Here is a 15761-nt window from a genome sequence, read left to right on the forward strand (position 1 = left end):
GGGACCCGGCCGGACGGCGACGCGGGAAAAGCGGCGCGGCGCCGTACGCTCAAAGGTGCAGGACGACGCCACAAGGGGAAGACACACTCCACATGCCGGACCGACGCCGCCACGCGGCTCACCGCCCTCCGCTGCCCGCCGCCTCCGTCGCGTGGCGCGAGCGCCAGTCGCCCCCGTCCGCCGGGCCCGACGAGCGGGACAACCCCTTCGCGGCGCCGCCGGAGGGTCGGCCGGACCGGCCCTGGCAGCCCCGGACGCCCACGGGCGGCGGTGGCGACGGGGACGGCGACGGCGGTTCGGGTTCCGGTTCCGGTTCCGGTTCCGGTTCCGGTTCCGGTTCGGGTTCGGGTTCCGACCCGCAGCGGCCGGCGTGGGGCAGCCAGTGGAGCAGCCGGCAGCCCGGCCGCCAGGACGGCGGCTTCGGCGGCGGCCCGGGCGGCGGCCAGGGCCCGTCGGGCGGCCCCGGCGGCGGCCTGCGCTGGGACCCGACCGACCCGGCCCAGCGGCGCGCCCGCTACGCGCTGCTCGCGGGCATGTGGGGCTTCTTCTTCGCCCTCTTCAGCATTCCCCAGGTGGCCCTGCTGCTGGGCGCGCTCTCCCTCTACTGGGGCGTCAGCTCGCTGCGCGCCAAGCCGCGGCCCCGCGACCCCGACAGCCCGGCGCCGGCTCCCGGCCCGGTCCCCGGCGGCTTCCGCCCCCAGACCACGGCGGCGGTCAGCGGCCTGGTGACGGGCGGCCTGGCGCTGGCCATCGTGGCGGCGACGTTCGCGTTCCACGTCGTCTACCGCGACTACTACACGTGCGTCGACGACGCCCTGACCCAGACCTCCCGGGCGGCCTGCGAGAACCACCTGCCGAAGCAGCTGCGGCCGCTGCTGGGCAACCAGGACTGAGCGACTGGGCTGTTATGGGAAGGGGCGGTGCGGCGGTACGTCGGCCGTCCTGTCCTCCCGCGCCGGGAGCGTGAGGTCGCGTGGTGTGAAGTCCGTCATGAGCCCGCCCCCGGACTCCCGGAGCGCGGCCCACCGCCCCCGGCGGGAGGCGGCGTCGTGCCACGCCGGCACCGGGGGCGCGCACGCTGGGGCCGGGCGGCTCGCGGACCTCGGCTTGCGCCGCGTCCCCTTGCGCCGCCGCGGCTTCCACCAGTGCCGCCGCTCGACCCGGCGCGCGGCGGCGGACGCCTCCGGCAGCGCCTCGCTGTGCGGGGTGGGCATCACCGGCAGCGTCTCCGGCTCGTACGCCACGCTCTCCGGCGCCGGTACGGCCGCGTCGCCGACCGCGAACCCGTACCACGCGGCCACCGCCTGCCACCACGGCCGTGACGGGTCGCCGGGGGCCCCGGGACCGGCGGGCGGTACGGCGGGGACGGGCGGGATCGGCGGGACGGGCGGGGGCGCGTCGAGGGGGGCACCGAAGGCAGCCGCCGCGGGGGCGGTGGGGGCTGTGGGGGCTGCCGGGCGGGTGAAGCCTTCGGGCCACTCGGGGCCGGTGGGGGCTGTGGGAGGTGTGGGAACTGTGGGGCCCGGCGATTCTGTGCCGTCGTGGTGGGTGTTTCCCCAGGGGGCGTGGAGGCCTGTGGTGGAGTCGTCGACGAGGCCGGCCGGACGGTCGTCGAGTCCGGCGAAGTCGCCGATCTCGCCGATCTCGTCGATCTCGTCGATCTCGTCGATCTCGTCGATCTCGTCGAAGTCCGTGGCGCCCGGACCCGCGGTGCTGTCCGGCGTCGACGCCGGCGCCCGCGTCGCACCCGGCCCGGCAGAGCTCGCGGCGGCCCGGTCCTGAGGGGGCGTCTCCTCCGTCACCGCCAGCCCCAGCAGCTCCCCCACGCGCCGCCAGCCCGTCAGTCTCGTCGCCGTCTCCCGGCCGTCGCGTGCCGCGAGCCCCAGCCGCCAGCGCACGATCATCGCTCCCGGCAGCCCCACGGCCGCCGTGCAGGCGGCCGCCGACGCGCCCGTGCGCCACCAGCGCGGGCCGAAGCCGCCGAGCGCGGCGTTGCCGAGCGGGCCCGACGCCGCGTAGGCCAGGGCCGCCATCACCACGCCGCACAGCAGCGCGCCCAGTACGGCCGTCGCCGCCGAGTCCAGCCATCCCGGGAGGGGTGGGGCCGCCGCGCCGGGCGGGGGCTCCTCCCGGCGCCGGGGCACGGCCGCGAGCGCCACCGCGACACCCGCCGCGGCCGCGAGCGCCGCCGCGGCGGCCAGGACGAGCGGGCCCGCATCGCCGGGCGAGGGCAGCGCGGCGAGCAGGGGGAAGCGCGGCACCGCGGGCAGCTCGGGGGTGGCCGCCAGGGGGGCGACGACGCTGCCGGCGCCGACCGTGAAGCCGGGCCCGAGCCCGTACGCCACCGCCCAGATCATCGCGTTGGGCAGCAGGGCCGCGCTCAGCAGCCCGATGGCCACCCGGCCGGGCCAGCGCGGTGCCAGTTGGGTGAACGCGGCCTCGGCCAGGTCCGTGTGGAGGGCCAGCGACACCGCCACCAGCAGGGCGCCGCCGCCGAGGAGCACGGCGACGGCCGCCCCCGCGGCCCGGACGACCTCGGCCAGGTGGTCGTGGGTGAACCAGCGGCGGACGGCGCCCGGCACCGTGCGGCGCACGATGTCCGGGGCGGGCAGCCCCGGGCGGCCCGCCGCCGTCCACACCCCGGCCGCGATCAGTCCGCCCGCGACCAGCGGCAGGTCCAGCAGCGCGCTCAGCGGCGCGGGCCGTACCGGCGCCGACCAGGCGTAGACCACCGCCGCCAGGGCGACCGTCAGATAGCCGCCGAGCATGGCGGTGAACGCGGTGCGCGGTTCGGGGCCCGGCGCGTCCGGTGGGGCGTCCTCGGCGGGTTCGAGCGCGTGCCGGGCGGCGCGGTAGAGCAGGGTGCAGGGGATCAGCGCGAGCAGCAGCGGCGTCAGCCCGATGGGGACGGGGTCACCGGAGAGCGACGGGGTGCGAAGGAGGTCGACGCCGTGCGCCAGCAGCCAGAGGTCGGCGGCCACGCGCAGCGCGCTCGCCGGGCCGTCGTCGGGGTACGGGGAGATGATCCACAGCGCCAGCACGATCATGGCGAAGGCGCCCAGCCCCAGGCCCGCGGCGAGCACGCCGCCGAAGAACACCGTGCTCGTCGCGGACGGCCCGCTCACTGCGGGGCGCTGGCGCGACGGCGACGGCGACGACGGGCCGTGATCGACGTACTGGCTCACGGGGCCATGCTGCCAAGAACGCGGCGCCGGTTCGGGTAGCCGTCATATGCCCGTCGTGTCGCTTGCGCCGGATGTATTCGGCTGTGGGCTGTACGGGTGGTATGGGAGGGTACGGCCGGGCCGGAGACCCGACCGTACGGCCGTGGGCCCGCACCCCGGAGGGTGCGGGCCCACGTCGTGAACCGAGGTCGGTGACCGTCGCTCCGGTCGCGTCAGCCGGCGAGGGCGGCGCGGGCGAGGCGGGCGGTCTCGGACGGGGTCTTGCCGACCTTCACGCCCGCGGCCTCCAGGGCCTCCTTCTTGGCCTGGGCCGTGCCGGAGGAGCCGGACACGATGGCGCCGGCGTGGCCCATCGTCTTGCCCTCGGGCGCGGTGAAGCCGGCCACGTAGCCGACGACCGGCTTGGTGACGTTGGCCTTGATGAAGTCCGCGGCCCGCTCCTCGGCGTCGCCACCGATCTCGCCGATCATGACGATCAGGTCGGTCTCGGGGTCGGCCTCGAACGCGGCGAGGGCGTCGATGTGCGTGGTGCCGATGACCGGGTCGCCACCGATGCCGACGGCGGAGGAGAAGCCGATGTCACGGAGCTCGTACATCATCTGGTAGGTCAGCGTGCCCGACTTGGACACCAGACCGATGCGGCCGGGCTTGGTGATGTCGCCCGGGATGATGCCGGCGTTCGACTGGCCCGGGGTGATCAGACCGGGGCAGTTGGGGCCGATGATGCGGGTCTTGTTGCCCTTGGACGAGGCGTACGCCCAGAAGGCGGCCGAGTCGTGGACGGCGATGCCCTCGGTGATGACGACGGCCAGGCCGATGCCGGCGTCGATCGCCTCGACCACGGCGGCCTTGGCGAAGGCCGGCGGCACGAAGACGACGGTGACGTCGGCGCCGGTCTTCTCCATCGCCTCGGCGACGGAGCCGAAGACCGGGACGGCCGTGCCGTCGAAGTCGACCTCGGTACCGGCCTTGCGCGGGTTCACGCCGCCGACGATGTTGGTGCCGTCACCCAGCATGAGCTTGGTGTGCTTCATGCCCGTGGCACCGGTCATCCCCTGGACGATGACCTTGCTGTCCTTGGTGAGGAAGATAGCCATGGTTGTGGAGTCCTCGTCCCTTACTTAGCCGCAGCCAGCTCGGCGGCCTTGTCGGCCGCGCCGTCCATGGTGTCCACGCGCTGCACGAGCGGGTGGTTGGCGTCGGACAGGATCTTGCGACCCAGCTCCGCGTTGTTGCCGTCGAGGCGCACGACCAGCGGCTTGGTGACGTCCTCGCCCTTGTTCTTGAGCAGCTCCAGGGCCTGGACGATGCCCTTGGCGACCTCGTCGCACGCGGTGATGCCACCGAAGACGTTGACGAAGACGGACTTGACGTCCGGGTCGCCGAGGATGATCTCGAGACCGTTGGCCATGACCTCGGCGGAGGCGCCGCCACCGATGTCGAGGAAGTTGGCGGGCTTGACGCCGCCGTGGTTCTCACCGGCGTAGGCGACGACGTCGAGGGTCGACATGACCAGACCCGCGCCGTTGCCGATGATGCCGACCTGGCCGTCGAGCTTGACGTAGTTCAGGCCCTTGGCCTTGGCGGCCGCCTCGAGGGGGTTGGCCGAGGCCTTGTCCTCGAGCGCCTCGTGCTCCGGCTGGCGGAAGTCGGCGTTCTCGTCGAGCGAGACCTTGCCGTCGAGGGCGATGACCTCGCCGCTGGCGACCTTGGCGAGCGGGTTGACCTCGACGAGGAGCGCGTCCTCGGCGACGAAGGTCTTCCACAGGGTCACCATGACCTCGGCGACCTTGTCGGCCACCTCGGCCGGGAACTTCGCCTGGGCGACGATCTCGCGGGCCTTCTCGATGGTGACGCCCTCGTTGGCGTCGACCGGCACCTTGGCGAGCTTCTCGGGGGTCGTCGCGGCGACCTCCTCGATGTCCATGCCACCGGCGACCGAGGCCATGGCCAGGAAGGTGCGGTTGGTGCGGTCGAGGAGGTACGAGACGTAGTACTCCTCGAGGATCTCGGGAGCGGTCTCGGCGATCATCACCTTGTGGACCGTGTGGCCCTTGATGTCCATGCCGAGGATGTCCGTCGCGCGGGCGACGGCCTCGTCCGGGGTCGCGGCCAGCTTCACGCCGCCGGCCTTGCCACGGCCACCGACCTTGACCTGGGCCTTGACGACCGACTTGCCGCCGAGACGCTCGGTCGCGGCGCGCGCCCCCTCAGGCGTGTCGATGACTTCACCGGCCAGCACCGGTACACCGTGCTTGGCGAAGAGGTCCCTCGCCTGGTACTCGAACAGGTCCACGCGCGTCCGTCCCTTTTCCATGGATATCGCGGTTCGTTGTCTGCGCGGGCGTGCCGCGAGGCAGCCGTGAGGGCGCGATCTCCGCAAAGATCCGAGGGGTCTTGCCCCCCGGGGTAGCACGGGCGAGGGCGGCACACGATCACCGTTGACGCGGCATGTCCGTCTCGCAGGTTATCCCCGAGGGAGGGAGGACCCTAAATCGCAGGTCACACTCCGGCCGTGATTACGCTCACAGACAGCAACGGATTCCGCACACGTCCGGCGCGCCGGAGCCCCTCAGACGGCCGCGTCGGGTATCGGGAGCGGGCGCTTCTCCAGGGCGGCCGCCATGACCTCCGGGAAGAGGTCCGGCGTGCAGGCGAAGGCGGGCGCGCCCAGCGCGGCCAGGGCCGCCGCGTGGTCGTGGTCGTAGGCGGGGGCGCCCTCGTCGGAGAGGGCCAGCAAGGTGACGAACTGAACCCCGGAGGCCTTCATCGCGGCGACCCGCTTGAGCATCTCGTCCCGGATCCCGCCCTCGTAGAGATCACTGATGAGGACCACGACCGTCTCGGCCGGCCGGGTGATCCGCGACTGGCAGTAGGCGAGCGCGCGGTTGATGTCCGTGCCGCCGCCGAGCTGGGTGCCGAAGAGCACGTCCACCGGGTCCGAGAGCTGGTCGGTCAGGTCGACGACCGAGGTGTCGAAGACGACCAGCCGGGTGTCGAGGGAGCGCATGGAGGCGAGCACCGCGCCGAAGACGGAGGCGTGGACGACGGACGCCGCCATCGAGCCGGACTGGTCGATGCAGAGGATCACCTCCTTCTTCACCGCCCGCGACGCCCGCCCGTAGCCGACGAGGCGCTCGGGGACGACCGTGCGGTACTCGGGCAGGTAGTTCTTGAGGTTCGCCCGGATGGTGCGGTTCCAGTCGATGTCGTGGTGCCGGGGGCGGCTGACGCGCGCCGAACGGTCCAGGGCGCCGGTGAGCGTGGCGCGGGTGCGCTGCGTCAGGCGCTTCTCCAGGTCCTCGACGACCTTGCGGACGACGGCCCGCGCGGTCTCCTTCGTCGTACCGGGCATCGCCTTGTTGAGCGAGAGCAGCGTGCCGACGAGGTGGACGTCGGCCTCCACGGCCTCCAGCATCTCCGGCTCCAGCAGCAGGCCGGACAGCCCGAGCCGGTCGATCGCGTCGCGCTGCATCACCTGAACGACGGATGCCGGAAAGTACGTCCGGATGTCCCCCAGCCAGCGGGCGACGCGCGGCGCCGAGCCGCCGAGCCCGGCCCCGCGAGGGCCTGAGCGGGCAGCGCCGTCGCCCGGGCCGGAGCCGTAGAGGGCCTCCAGGGTGCGGTCCATGGCGGCGTCGGTGCCGGCCAGGGCGTGGCCCGTGCCGTCGCCGCCGTCCCCGCCGAGCACCAGCCGCCAGCGGCGGAGCCGCTCGGCGGCGGGGTCGAGGCAGCCTGTCCGTTGGGTGTGCGTCGTCATCGTCGTGTCCTCATCCCCCTGTGGGTGCCTGTGCCATGCCCAGCAGCAGGCGCATGGTCGGCAGTACGGCCGCCGCGCGCTCCTCGTCGAAGGCCGGGCCGAACCCGCGTACGGTCCCGTCGCCCGGTGCTGCCGCTCCGGCGCCGCCGCCCGCCCCGGCCCGGCGGACCCGCTCGCCCAGGGTGCGGCGCACCCCCGGCTCGAACGCGGAGAAGGTGCGGCGCAGCAGCGGCAGGACGTCGGTGAAGGCGTCGGCCGGTACGGCGGTGAGCCAGGCGTCGACGAGGGCGAGCAGCCGCTCGTCGTGGACGAGCAGCATGCCGCCGGAGCCGCCGCTGCCGACGAACCCCTCGATCCAGGCGGCCGCGTCGGCGGGCGCCGTACCGACCGAGAGCACGAGCCCCATCAGCCGGGCGGCCCGCTCGTGCGTCATGCGCCCGTCGTCGAGCGACAACCGCGTGGCCCGGCCCCGGATGCCACCGGGCAGCCCGTCCCGCTCGGCGATGACGGTGAGGACGGCGGCCCAGCGGTCGCGCAGGGCGGGGGCGGCGGGTGATGCCTCGGCCAGCAGGGCCACGGCCTGGTGGACCGCGTCCACATGGGTGCGCATGCGGTCCGCCGCGTCCGGGGACAGGCCCGAGCAGGCGGCGGGGAGGCCCACGAAGATCCGTTCGGCGAGGCCCGCCGCCACCTCGGCGAGCGCGGCGGTGTCCGTGCGGCGTACGTCGCCGTAGCGCACCGAGCGGACCAGGGCGGGCAGGGCCTGGGCCAGGTGGGCGACGTCGGCGTCGAGCGCGGCGCGGTCGGCGAGCGTGCGCATCACGGCGGGCAGCGCGTCGGGCAGGCCCGCCAGCAGGCACTGTTCGGCGAGGGCCGTGATGTCGGCGAGGGCCCCGGCGTCGCGTGCCAGCGCCTCCGCCCTGGCGGTCGCCGCGCCCTCCACCGTCGTCCCCCACGCGCCGGCCTCGGCGAGCCGTACGGACAACTCCGGTTCCCAGCACAGCCGCCAGGTCTCCCGGAACGTGCCGAGCCCGGCGCGCGAGCGCTGCGGCTCGCCCCAGCCGACGCCCAGCAGGCGCAGCCGGTGCAGCAGCCGGCCGCGGGCGGCGTCGGTGTCCTTGCGCAGGTCGAGTTCGACGTCGCGGGCGGCGGCCTCGGGCTTGAGGCGCAGGCCGCGCTGGAGGCGGGCGAGGTCGCGTTGCAGGGGCGGGAGGGGCGCGGACTCGGGGACCTCGCCGAGGACGTCACCGATGACGAGCCGGTCGCGGACGAGGGCGAGCGGCACGTCCGAGCCGTCGCACATCACCGCGCGCACCGCCTCGGTGGTCTCGCCGAGCCCGGCGAGCGGGCGGCCGCGCAGGACCGCGAGCGCCTCGGCCAGCCGTACGGCCTCGATGACGTGCGCGGACGAGACCGGGTGGTCCTCCGCGCGCAGCAGCCGGGCGACCTCCGTCATCCAGCGCTCGACGGGCCGGTCGGGGGCCCGGAAGAGGTGCCCGTACCAGCCGGGCGAGGTGATCCCGGCGCCGTAGCCGCTGCGGCGGGCGAGCCGCCGGTGGGTCCACGGCACCCAGCTGATCTCCGTCCTGACCTTGGGCAGGCCCTTGAGGGTCTGCCGGTCGGCCGTCACGGTGCGGCGCTCGGCGAGGGCCGGCACGTGCCAGGCGCCGCAGACGACCGCGATGCCGTCCCCGAACTCCCGCCGGGCGTCGCGTATCCGGAGCCGCATGTGCGCCTCGCGGACGGTGTCCCGGGCGGCCCGGGGGCCGTTGTCGTCCGTACCGTCGCCGCTGTCGCCGCTGTCACCGCTGTCACCGCTGTCACCGCTGTCGCCGCTGTCACCGCCGAAGGACACGCGCAGTTCGGCCATGGCCTCGGCGATGGCCTGGAAGGGCGCGAGCGCGTCGGCTGCGGTCGTCTCGTCGGTCGGCGTGGCGCCGCGGCGGTGCTCGACGGCGTCCTCCCACCACGCCTCGGGGTCGTCGTAGCCGGCCGCGCCGGCGAGCGCGGCCAGCGGGTCGAGCCGGGGCACGGGGGCGTCGCTGTCGCCCGTAGCCGTACCGCCCTCGCTCTCCGCGTCCAGTGCCAGCGTGTGCGCCGCGGGCAGGTCGATGAAGCGGACCGGAACGTCGTGGGCGAGCGCCCAGCGGATGGCGGTCCACTCCGGGGAGAACTCGGCGAACGGCCAGAACCCGGCGCGGCCGGGTTCGCCGGCGACGTGCGCCAGCAGTGCCACCGGAGGGCGCATGTCCTCGTCGGCCGCGAGGTGGACGAGGGCGTCCGCCTCGGGAGGGCCCTCGATCAGCACGGCGGCCGGCCGGCACTGCTCCAGCGCGGCCCGCACCGAGCGGGCCGAGCCCGGCCCGTGATGCCGGATCCCCAGCAGCACGGGGGCGGTCGCGGTCGTCGCCGGACCGGTCGCGGTCATACGGACACCTCGCGGCAGGCGCGGTAGAAGTCCTTCCAGCCCTCGCGCTCGCGGACGACCGTCTCCAGGTACTCGTGCCAGATCACGCGGTCGGCCGCCGGGTCGCGGACGACCGCGCCGAGGATGCCGGCGGCCACGTCGCCCGCGCGCAGCACGCCGTCGCCGAAGTGCGCGGCGAGCGCGAGGCCGCCGGTGACCACGGAGATGGCCTCGGCCGTCGAGAGCGTGCCCGAGGGCGACTTGAGCTTGGTGCGGCCGTCGGTGGTGACGCCGTCGCGCAGCTCGCGGAAGACCGTGACGACGCGGCGGATCTCGTCGGCGGCGTCGGGCGTGGCGGGCAGGTCGAGGGAGCGGCCGAGCTGGTCGACGCGGCGGGAGACGATGTCGACCTCGGCCTCGGGGCTCTCGGGCAGCGGCAGCACGACGGTGTTGAAGCGCCGGCGCAGCGCGCTGGAGAGGTCGTTGACGCCCCGGTCGCGGTCGTTGGCCGTGGCGATCAGGTTGAAGCCGCGCACGGCCTGCACCTCCTCCCCCAGTTCGGGGATGGGCAGGGTCTTCTCCGACAGGATCGTGATCAGGCTGTCCTGGACGTCGGCCGGGATGCGGGTGAGCTCCTCGACGCGGGCGGTCATGCCGTCGGCCATGGCCCGCATGACGGGGCTGGGCACGATCGCCTCGCGGCTGGGGCCGTGGGCGAGGAGGCGGGCGTAGTCCCAGCCGTAGCGGACGGCCTCCTCGGCGGTGCCGGCGGTGCCCTGGACGAGCAGGGTGGAGTCGCCGCTGACGGCGGCGGCCAGGTGCTCGGACACCCATGTCTTGGCGGTGCCGGGCACGCCGAGGAGGAGCAGGGCGCGGTCGGTGGCCAGGGTGGTGACGGCGACCTCGACGACGCGGCGCGGGCCGATGTACTTCGGCGTGATCACCGTCCCGTCGGGCAGGGTGCCGCCGAGCAGGTAGGTGGCGACGGCCCACGGCGACAGGCGCCAACGCTCGGGCCTGGGACGGTCGTCGGCCGCCGCGAGGGCCTTCAGCTCGTCGGCGAAGGCGTCCTCGGCATGCGGGCGCAAGGTTTCCGTGGTGATTCCGGGCACGGTTCAAGTCCCCCTCGTCGTGCGGTTCCGGGTTACGCCGCACACCTTGCACCAGACCACTGACAATCCCGCCCGGAACGGAGAATCCACAGGTCAGGGCCATTGTCAGTGGGGGGTCCTAACGTCTTCGGCATGAATCCGCAGGGGGAACGACGGACGGCGGAACAGGTGCTCGCGCTGGCGCCTGACGCCGCGTCACGCAAGGCCGGCGCGAAGCTCGCCGCGCCCGGTCCGTGGTCGGGCACGGGGGCGCGTACGGACGGGGGCGCGGGCGCGGTCTGGGGGGAGTGCAAGGGCAGCGGCAGCACGCCGTACCGCACGGTCGTGGACCTGGCGGGGGACGACGGTCCGGGCTTCCATTGCAGCTGCCCGAGCCGCAAGTTCCCGTGCAAACACGCGCTGGGGCTGCTGCTGTTGTGGTCCGAGGGGGAGGACGCGGTTCCGACGTCGGCGGAGCCGCCGCCGGGCTGGGCGGCGCAGTGGCTGGAGCGGCGCGCCCGGCGTACGGAACGGGCCGCGGGGGGCGGCCCGGCCGGGAAGGCGGCCGCTCCGGCCGACACCGAGGCGGCCAGGCGCCGCTCCGAGCGGCGGGCGCGGCGGATCGCCGAGGGTGCCGAGGAGTTGGAGCGGCGCCTGGCGGACCTGCTGCGGGGCGGACTCGCGTCCGCCGAGGGGGCGGCGTACGGGCAGTGGGACGAGACGGCGGCCCGCATGGTCGACGCGCAGGCGCCGGGACTGGCGGCGCGCGTACGGGAGTTGGCGTCGGTGGCGGTGGCCGGGTCCGTGGAGGGGACGGACCGGGCCGCGCGCCTGCTGGAGGAGTGCGCGCTGCTGCACGCCCTCGGCCAGGGCTATCTGCGGGTGGACGAGCTGCCGGAGCCACTGGCGGCCACGGTCCGCTCGCGCGTCGGGATCAGCACGGACACGGCGACCCTGCTGGCCTCCGGGCCGGCCGTACGGGACCACTGGCTCGTCCTGGCCCAGCGGGACGGCGACGACGGGCGGATCGTCACGCGCCGGATCTGGCTGTACGGCAGACGCACGGGCCGGATGGCGCTGCTGCTCTCCTACGGCGCCCCGGGCCGGGCGATCGAGCTCTCCCTGCCCGTGGGCCTGGCCCTGGACGCCGACCTGGTCTTCCATCCGGCCGCGCGACCGCTGCGCGCCGTCCTGGGCACGCGTCACGGCCCGCCCGGGCCCAGCCCGGAACCGCCGCCGGGCGGTTCGGTGGAAGCGGCCCTGCGCGCCTACGGCGAGGCCCTGCGCGACGACCCGTGGCTGGACTCCTGGCCGGTGGTCCTCTCGGCGGCCACCGCGGTACCGGGCGGCGCGGACGGGGACTGGCAGGTCGCGGAAGCCGAGGGCGGGGCGGCACTGCCGGTCGCCGCCGGCGGCGGCGGTGCCGACGAGCTGGGGCTGTGGCGCCTGACGGCCGTGTCCGGGGGCGCCCCGGTCCCGGTCTTCGGCGAATGCGGCCACCGCGGCTTCACGCCGCTGACGGCTTGGGCGCCGGAGCCGGTGCCGCTCTGAGTCGTCCCGCGACTCCGTCACCCGTCAGCCGTAGGTAGGTAGGAAGGAAAGAAGGAAACCGCCCATGACCGGCCCAAGCTCAAGCCCAAGCCCCACTCCCCCCGCGCCGGACGACCCGCACCCCGCCGGCGGCTGGGACGACCTTCTCGCCGCCGCGTTGCTCGGTACCGAGCGACGGGCGGGGGCCGTCCGGCCGCGGCCCGGGCAGGACGCCGCCGGGGCCCTGCTGGACGCCGCCGCGCTGCGGACCGTGCAGCGGCGGGCCGCGTTGCTGCCGGCCGCCGCACGGGGCCGGCCGGGGGCCGCGCCCCCGGACTCCCGTCCGGAGCTGCCGGACGCGGCCCGGCGGCGGCTCGCCCTGCTGCTCGCCGACCGGGCGGCGCCCGGTGGCGGCGGACGCCGGGGCGGCGGCGCGCCGGACCTCACCGAGCTGCTCCCCCAGTGGCTGGAGGCCGCCGACGGCCACGGCTACCGCGCCCCGGAGGCGCTGCTGCCCGCGCTGCTGGAGGCGGCGCGGGCCCGTAGCGACCTGCGGCCGGCGGCGCTGGCGTTCGGCGGGCCCCGGGCGCTGTGGCTGGCCCGGCTCAACCCCCAGTGGTCGTTCGCCCTGCGGGCCGGGGTCGCGCCGGCCGGCGCCGCGCTCGCCACCGGCGCGGCGGGGCCCGAGGAGGAGCGGCGGATCTGGGAGGAGGGCCTGTTCGCCGAGCGGTCCGCGCTGCTGGCGGCGGTCCGGCGACGCGATCCCGCCGCCGGGCGGGAACTGCTGGCCTCGGCCTGGCCGAAGGAGCGGGCGGAGGACCGGCTGCTGTTCCTCGACACGCTGCGCGCCGATCTCTCGGCCGGGGACGAGGACTTCCTGGAGCGGGCCCTGACGGACCGCGGCCGCAATGTCCGGGCCCTGGCGGCGGAGCTGCTGGCCGGGCTTCCCGGCTCGGCCCTCTCGGCCCGGACGGCCGAACGGGCCCGCGCCTGCGTGGCGCTGGACCGTACGGCCGACGGCGGGGTGCGCGTCGTGGTCGAGGCGCCGCACGAGTGCGATGCCGGGATGGAGCGGGACGGTGTGGTGGCCAAGCCGCCCGCGGGGCGCGGCGAGCGGTCGTGGTGGCTGAGCCAGCTGGTCGAGACGGCCCCGCTGGGCATCTGGTGCGAGCGGCTGGGCGTGCGCGGCGCGGCGGAGGCGGTGGCGCTGCCGGTCGCCGACGGCTGGCAGGCGGACCTCCACGCCGCCTGGTGCCGGGCGGCCGTCCGGCAGGGGGACGCGGAGTGGTCCCGGGCGCTGCTGGGCCCGGCGACGTCGCCGCCGGCCCCGTCGACCGCCTCCTGGCTGGACCCGGCCCGACTGCTGTCCGCGCTGCCGCCGGGGGAACGGGCCGGGTGGGTGGCGGAGTTCGTCGCGGCGCACGGCCTGTCGGAGGCGTTCCGGCTACTGGGGGTGTGTGCCGTGCCGTGGGCGGAGCCGCTGGGCGCGGCCGTGGTGGACGCGCTGGACGAGGCCCGCCGGGCGGGCGGCTATCCGTGGAGCTTCAGCGGGGTGATGGGCATGGCGGAGCGCTGCCTGGACCCGGGACAGGCGGGCCTGCTGGAGGTGCTCGCCGCGGTGCCCGACGGCGCGGGGGGCGCCGCGGCCGGAGCCGCGGGCTACTGGGCCGAGGCGTTCCAACGCCTCACCGGCACGCTACGGCTGCGCGCCACGATGCGGGCGGAGCTCGCCGGCAGGGACGCGGACGGCCCGGCGGACGCGGTGGCCGCGGCGTAGCGCTACGACGCGGACGGAGCCCACCGGGCGGAACGCGGACGGCCCGTCGACCACGGCGGTCACGGCCTAGCGCCACGACGCGACCGGAACCCACCGGGCGCGACGCGGGCGGACCGGACGCCGCTGTGGCATAGCGCAGCGGCCGGCTCGGGCCGGGGTCTGCCCGGCCCGGCCCGGCGGGGCCGGGGCCTGTCGGGCGGCCCGGCAGGGGCCGGCCCGCAAGCGGCCCGTCGACGCCGCCCCTCCGGGGCGGCTACGCCTCCGCCGTCTGCCTGACGTTGGCGTTGACCCATTCCACGATCGCGGTCGTGGTCGCGCCCGGCGTGAAGATCTCGGCGACGCCCTGTTCCTTGAGCGGGGCGATGTCGGCCTCGGGGATGATGCCGCCGCCGAAGACCTTGATGTCGGCCGCGTCGCGCTCGCGCAGCAGCTCGATCACCTTGGCGAAGAGCGTGTTGTGGGCGCCGGAGAGGATGGACAGGCCGATCGCGTCGGCGTCCTCCTGGATCGCGGTGTCGACGATCTGCTCGGGGGTCTGGTGGAGCCCGGTGTAGATGACCTCCATGCCGGCGTCGCGCAGCGCCCGCGCGATGACCTTGGCGCCGCGGTCATGGCCGTCGAGCCCCGGCTTGGCCACCACCACGCGGATCGGACCGGTCACTCCCATCACTGCCTCCATGTACGAGCCGTCAACCGGCCGCGAGGCCCCGTGCCCAAGGGGGCCCGGGGACGTGAACGAACGTTATCCACAGCATCCCGCAAGCGGCCGTTTCGCGGTGGAGAGCGAGGGGGAAATCACACGTGGGACACCACGTTCGCTACGCACCGCTCCCGTACGCCCGCGCCTCACGGGCCACACCCGCCGCTCCGACCCGAGCCGCCGGGGCACGGAGCGGCCGCGAGGGGAGCCGCGACGAGGCCGCCGCACCCCTGTGCCGTCAGCCGCACGGCACAGCGGTGCGGCTGCCGCGCACAGCTGCTGCCCGCGAGGGCACACGGGGGAACGGGTCGCCTTGAGCGTGTGCCGTTCGGGAGGTCGGTCGGCCATGGGGGCCTTGCCCTTTCTCTGCACCCTCTTACGCTCGTGCGCCCGGGCCCGCCCGTCGGCCGCGCTGCTGCGGTCCACGATGCTGGAGCTCGCGATCCTCACCGCGCACCTGCTGATCTATCCCACCGGCGTCGCGCAGGAGCGCCGCCCGCCGCCCCGGTCCCTCCCGGCCGCCCCTCCCACGCCTCCCCCCTCGACCACCTCGCCCGCCCCGCCCGCCCCGCCCGCGCCGTCCGTTCCGCCGGCCGCCGGCGGGACGCCCGACACGCCCGGGCCCGGCGAGGTCACCCGTCTGCCGGTACTCCTTCTCCACGGCTTCATCGACAACCGTTCGGTGTTCGTACTGTTGCGCCGTTCGCTGCTCCAGCACGGCTGGGGTCAGGTGTGGTCGCTCAACCACTCGCTCCTGACGTGCGACATCCGCACGGCGGCCGGACTCCTCGCCCGCCACGTCGAGGAGGTCTGCGCGAGCACGGGCAGCGCGCGGGTGGACATGGTCGGGCACAGCCTCGGCGGCCTGATCGCCCGCTACTACATCCAGCGGATGGGCGGGGACACCCGGGTGCGCACCCTCGTCACCCTCGGCACACCGCACGCCGGGACGCGCGTGGCGCCCCTCATGTCGGCGCATCCCCTGGTGCGCCAGATGCGCCCGGAATCGGATGTCATCGCGGAACTGGCCGAACCCGCACCGCATTGCGCGACGCAATTCATCGGTTTCTGGAGCGACCTGGATCAGATCATGGTGCCGGTGGAGACCGCCCGTATCGATCACCCCGACCTCATGGCGCGCAACGTCCGGGTGAGCGGCGTGGGCCATCTGGCCCTGCCCGTGCACGGCGCGGTGGCGGCCGGTATCCGGCAGGCGCTGACCACGGAGGAACCCGTGGCCGGGGCGGCGGGGGCGGCCTCGGTCGCCTGAGCACCGCCGGGGATCGATACCGGGATCACCGCCGGGATTCA

At 75.4% G+C, this 15761-nt stretch carries 11 protein-coding genes; 4 read left to right on the plus strand and 7 right to left on the minus strand.

Annotated elements, in window-relative coordinates:
• Positions 1 to 92 precede the first annotated feature (92 nt).
• Positions 93 to 893: a hypothetical protein gene (locus tag AC07BS_RS05860; protein ID WP_478930483.1), complete on the plus strand. Its 801-nt coding sequence runs from the start codon at positions 93 to 95 to the stop codon at positions 891 to 893.
• 12 nt (positions 894 to 905) lie between these two features.
• Here the strand turns inward: AC07BS_RS05860 and AC07BS_RS05865 are convergent, their stop codons facing one another.
• The 6 genes from AC07BS_RS05865 to AC07BS_RS05890 all read right to left on the minus strand — a co-directional run bounded on the left by AC07BS_RS05865 (position 906) and on the right by AC07BS_RS05890 (position 10464).
• A complete protein-coding gene (locus tag AC07BS_RS05865; protein WP_478930485.1) occupies positions 906 to 3185 on the minus strand; it encodes a cell division protein PerM in 2280 nt (759 codons plus the stop codon).
• Positions 3186 to 3397: 212 nt separating this feature from the next.
• Complete coding sequence (sucD, locus tag AC07BS_RS05870) at positions 3398 to 4282, minus strand: succinate--CoA ligase subunit alpha (protein ID WP_478646230.1); 885 nt, start codon at positions 4280 to 4282, stop codon at positions 3398 to 3400.
• Between the two features lie 20 nt (positions 4283 to 4302).
• A complete protein-coding gene (sucC, locus tag AC07BS_RS05875; protein ID WP_478646232.1) occupies positions 4303 to 5481 on the minus strand; it encodes an ADP-forming succinate--CoA ligase subunit beta in 1179 nt (392 codons plus the stop codon).
• A 276-nt stretch (positions 5482 to 5757) separates the two neighbouring features.
• Positions 5758 to 6945, minus strand: coding sequence for a VWA domain-containing protein (locus tag AC07BS_RS05880; protein ID WP_478930488.1), 1188 nt, complete (start codon positions 6943 to 6945; stop codon positions 5758 to 5760).
• Positions 6946 to 6955: 10 nt separating this feature from the next.
• Entirely contained in the window at positions 6956 to 9373 is a 2418-nt protein-coding gene (locus AC07BS_RS05885; protein ID WP_478930490.1) for a DUF5682 family protein, read from the minus strand.
• Positions 9370 to 10464, minus strand: a complete 1095-nt coding sequence (locus AC07BS_RS05890; RefSeq protein ID WP_478646239.1) for an ATP-binding protein — start codon at positions 10462 to 10464, stop codon at positions 9370 to 9372. Before AC07BS_RS05890 ends, AC07BS_RS05885 begins: the two co-directional genes overlap by 4 nt.
• Before the next feature lie 132 nt (positions 10465 to 10596).
• Here AC07BS_RS05890 and AC07BS_RS05895 point away from each other — a divergent pair, with 132 nt between their 5' ends.
• Together AC07BS_RS05895 and AC07BS_RS05900 are read left to right on the plus strand one after the other, a co-directional pair.
• Entirely contained in the window at positions 10597 to 11994 is a 1398-nt protein-coding gene (locus tag AC07BS_RS05895; protein ID WP_478930492.1) for an SWIM zinc finger family protein, read from the plus strand.
• Positions 11995 to 12058: 64 nt separating this feature from the next.
• Positions 12059 to 13750 carry a DUF5691 domain-containing protein gene (locus tag AC07BS_RS05900; protein ID WP_478930494.1) on the plus strand — a complete coding sequence of 564 codons (1692 nt, stop codon included), beginning with the start codon at positions 12059 to 12061 and terminating at the stop codon, positions 13748 to 13750.
• 253 nt (positions 13751 to 14003) lie between these two features.
• Here AC07BS_RS05900 and AC07BS_RS05905 read toward each other — a convergent pair whose 3' ends face one another.
• Entirely contained in the window at positions 14004 to 14417 is a 414-nt protein-coding gene (locus AC07BS_RS05905) for a cobalamin B12-binding domain-containing protein (RefSeq protein WP_478646246.1), read from the minus strand.
• 379 nt (positions 14418 to 14796) lie between these two features.
• Here AC07BS_RS05905 and AC07BS_RS05910 point away from each other — a divergent pair, with 379 nt between their 5' ends.
• Positions 14797 to 15720, plus strand: coding sequence for an esterase/lipase family protein (locus AC07BS_RS05910; RefSeq protein ID WP_478930496.1), 924 nt, complete (start codon positions 14797 to 14799; stop codon positions 15718 to 15720).
• The last annotated feature ends 41 nt before the right edge of the window (positions 15721 to 15761 follow it).

The organism is Streptomyces sp. NPDC044063 (genome assembly GCF_056434285.1).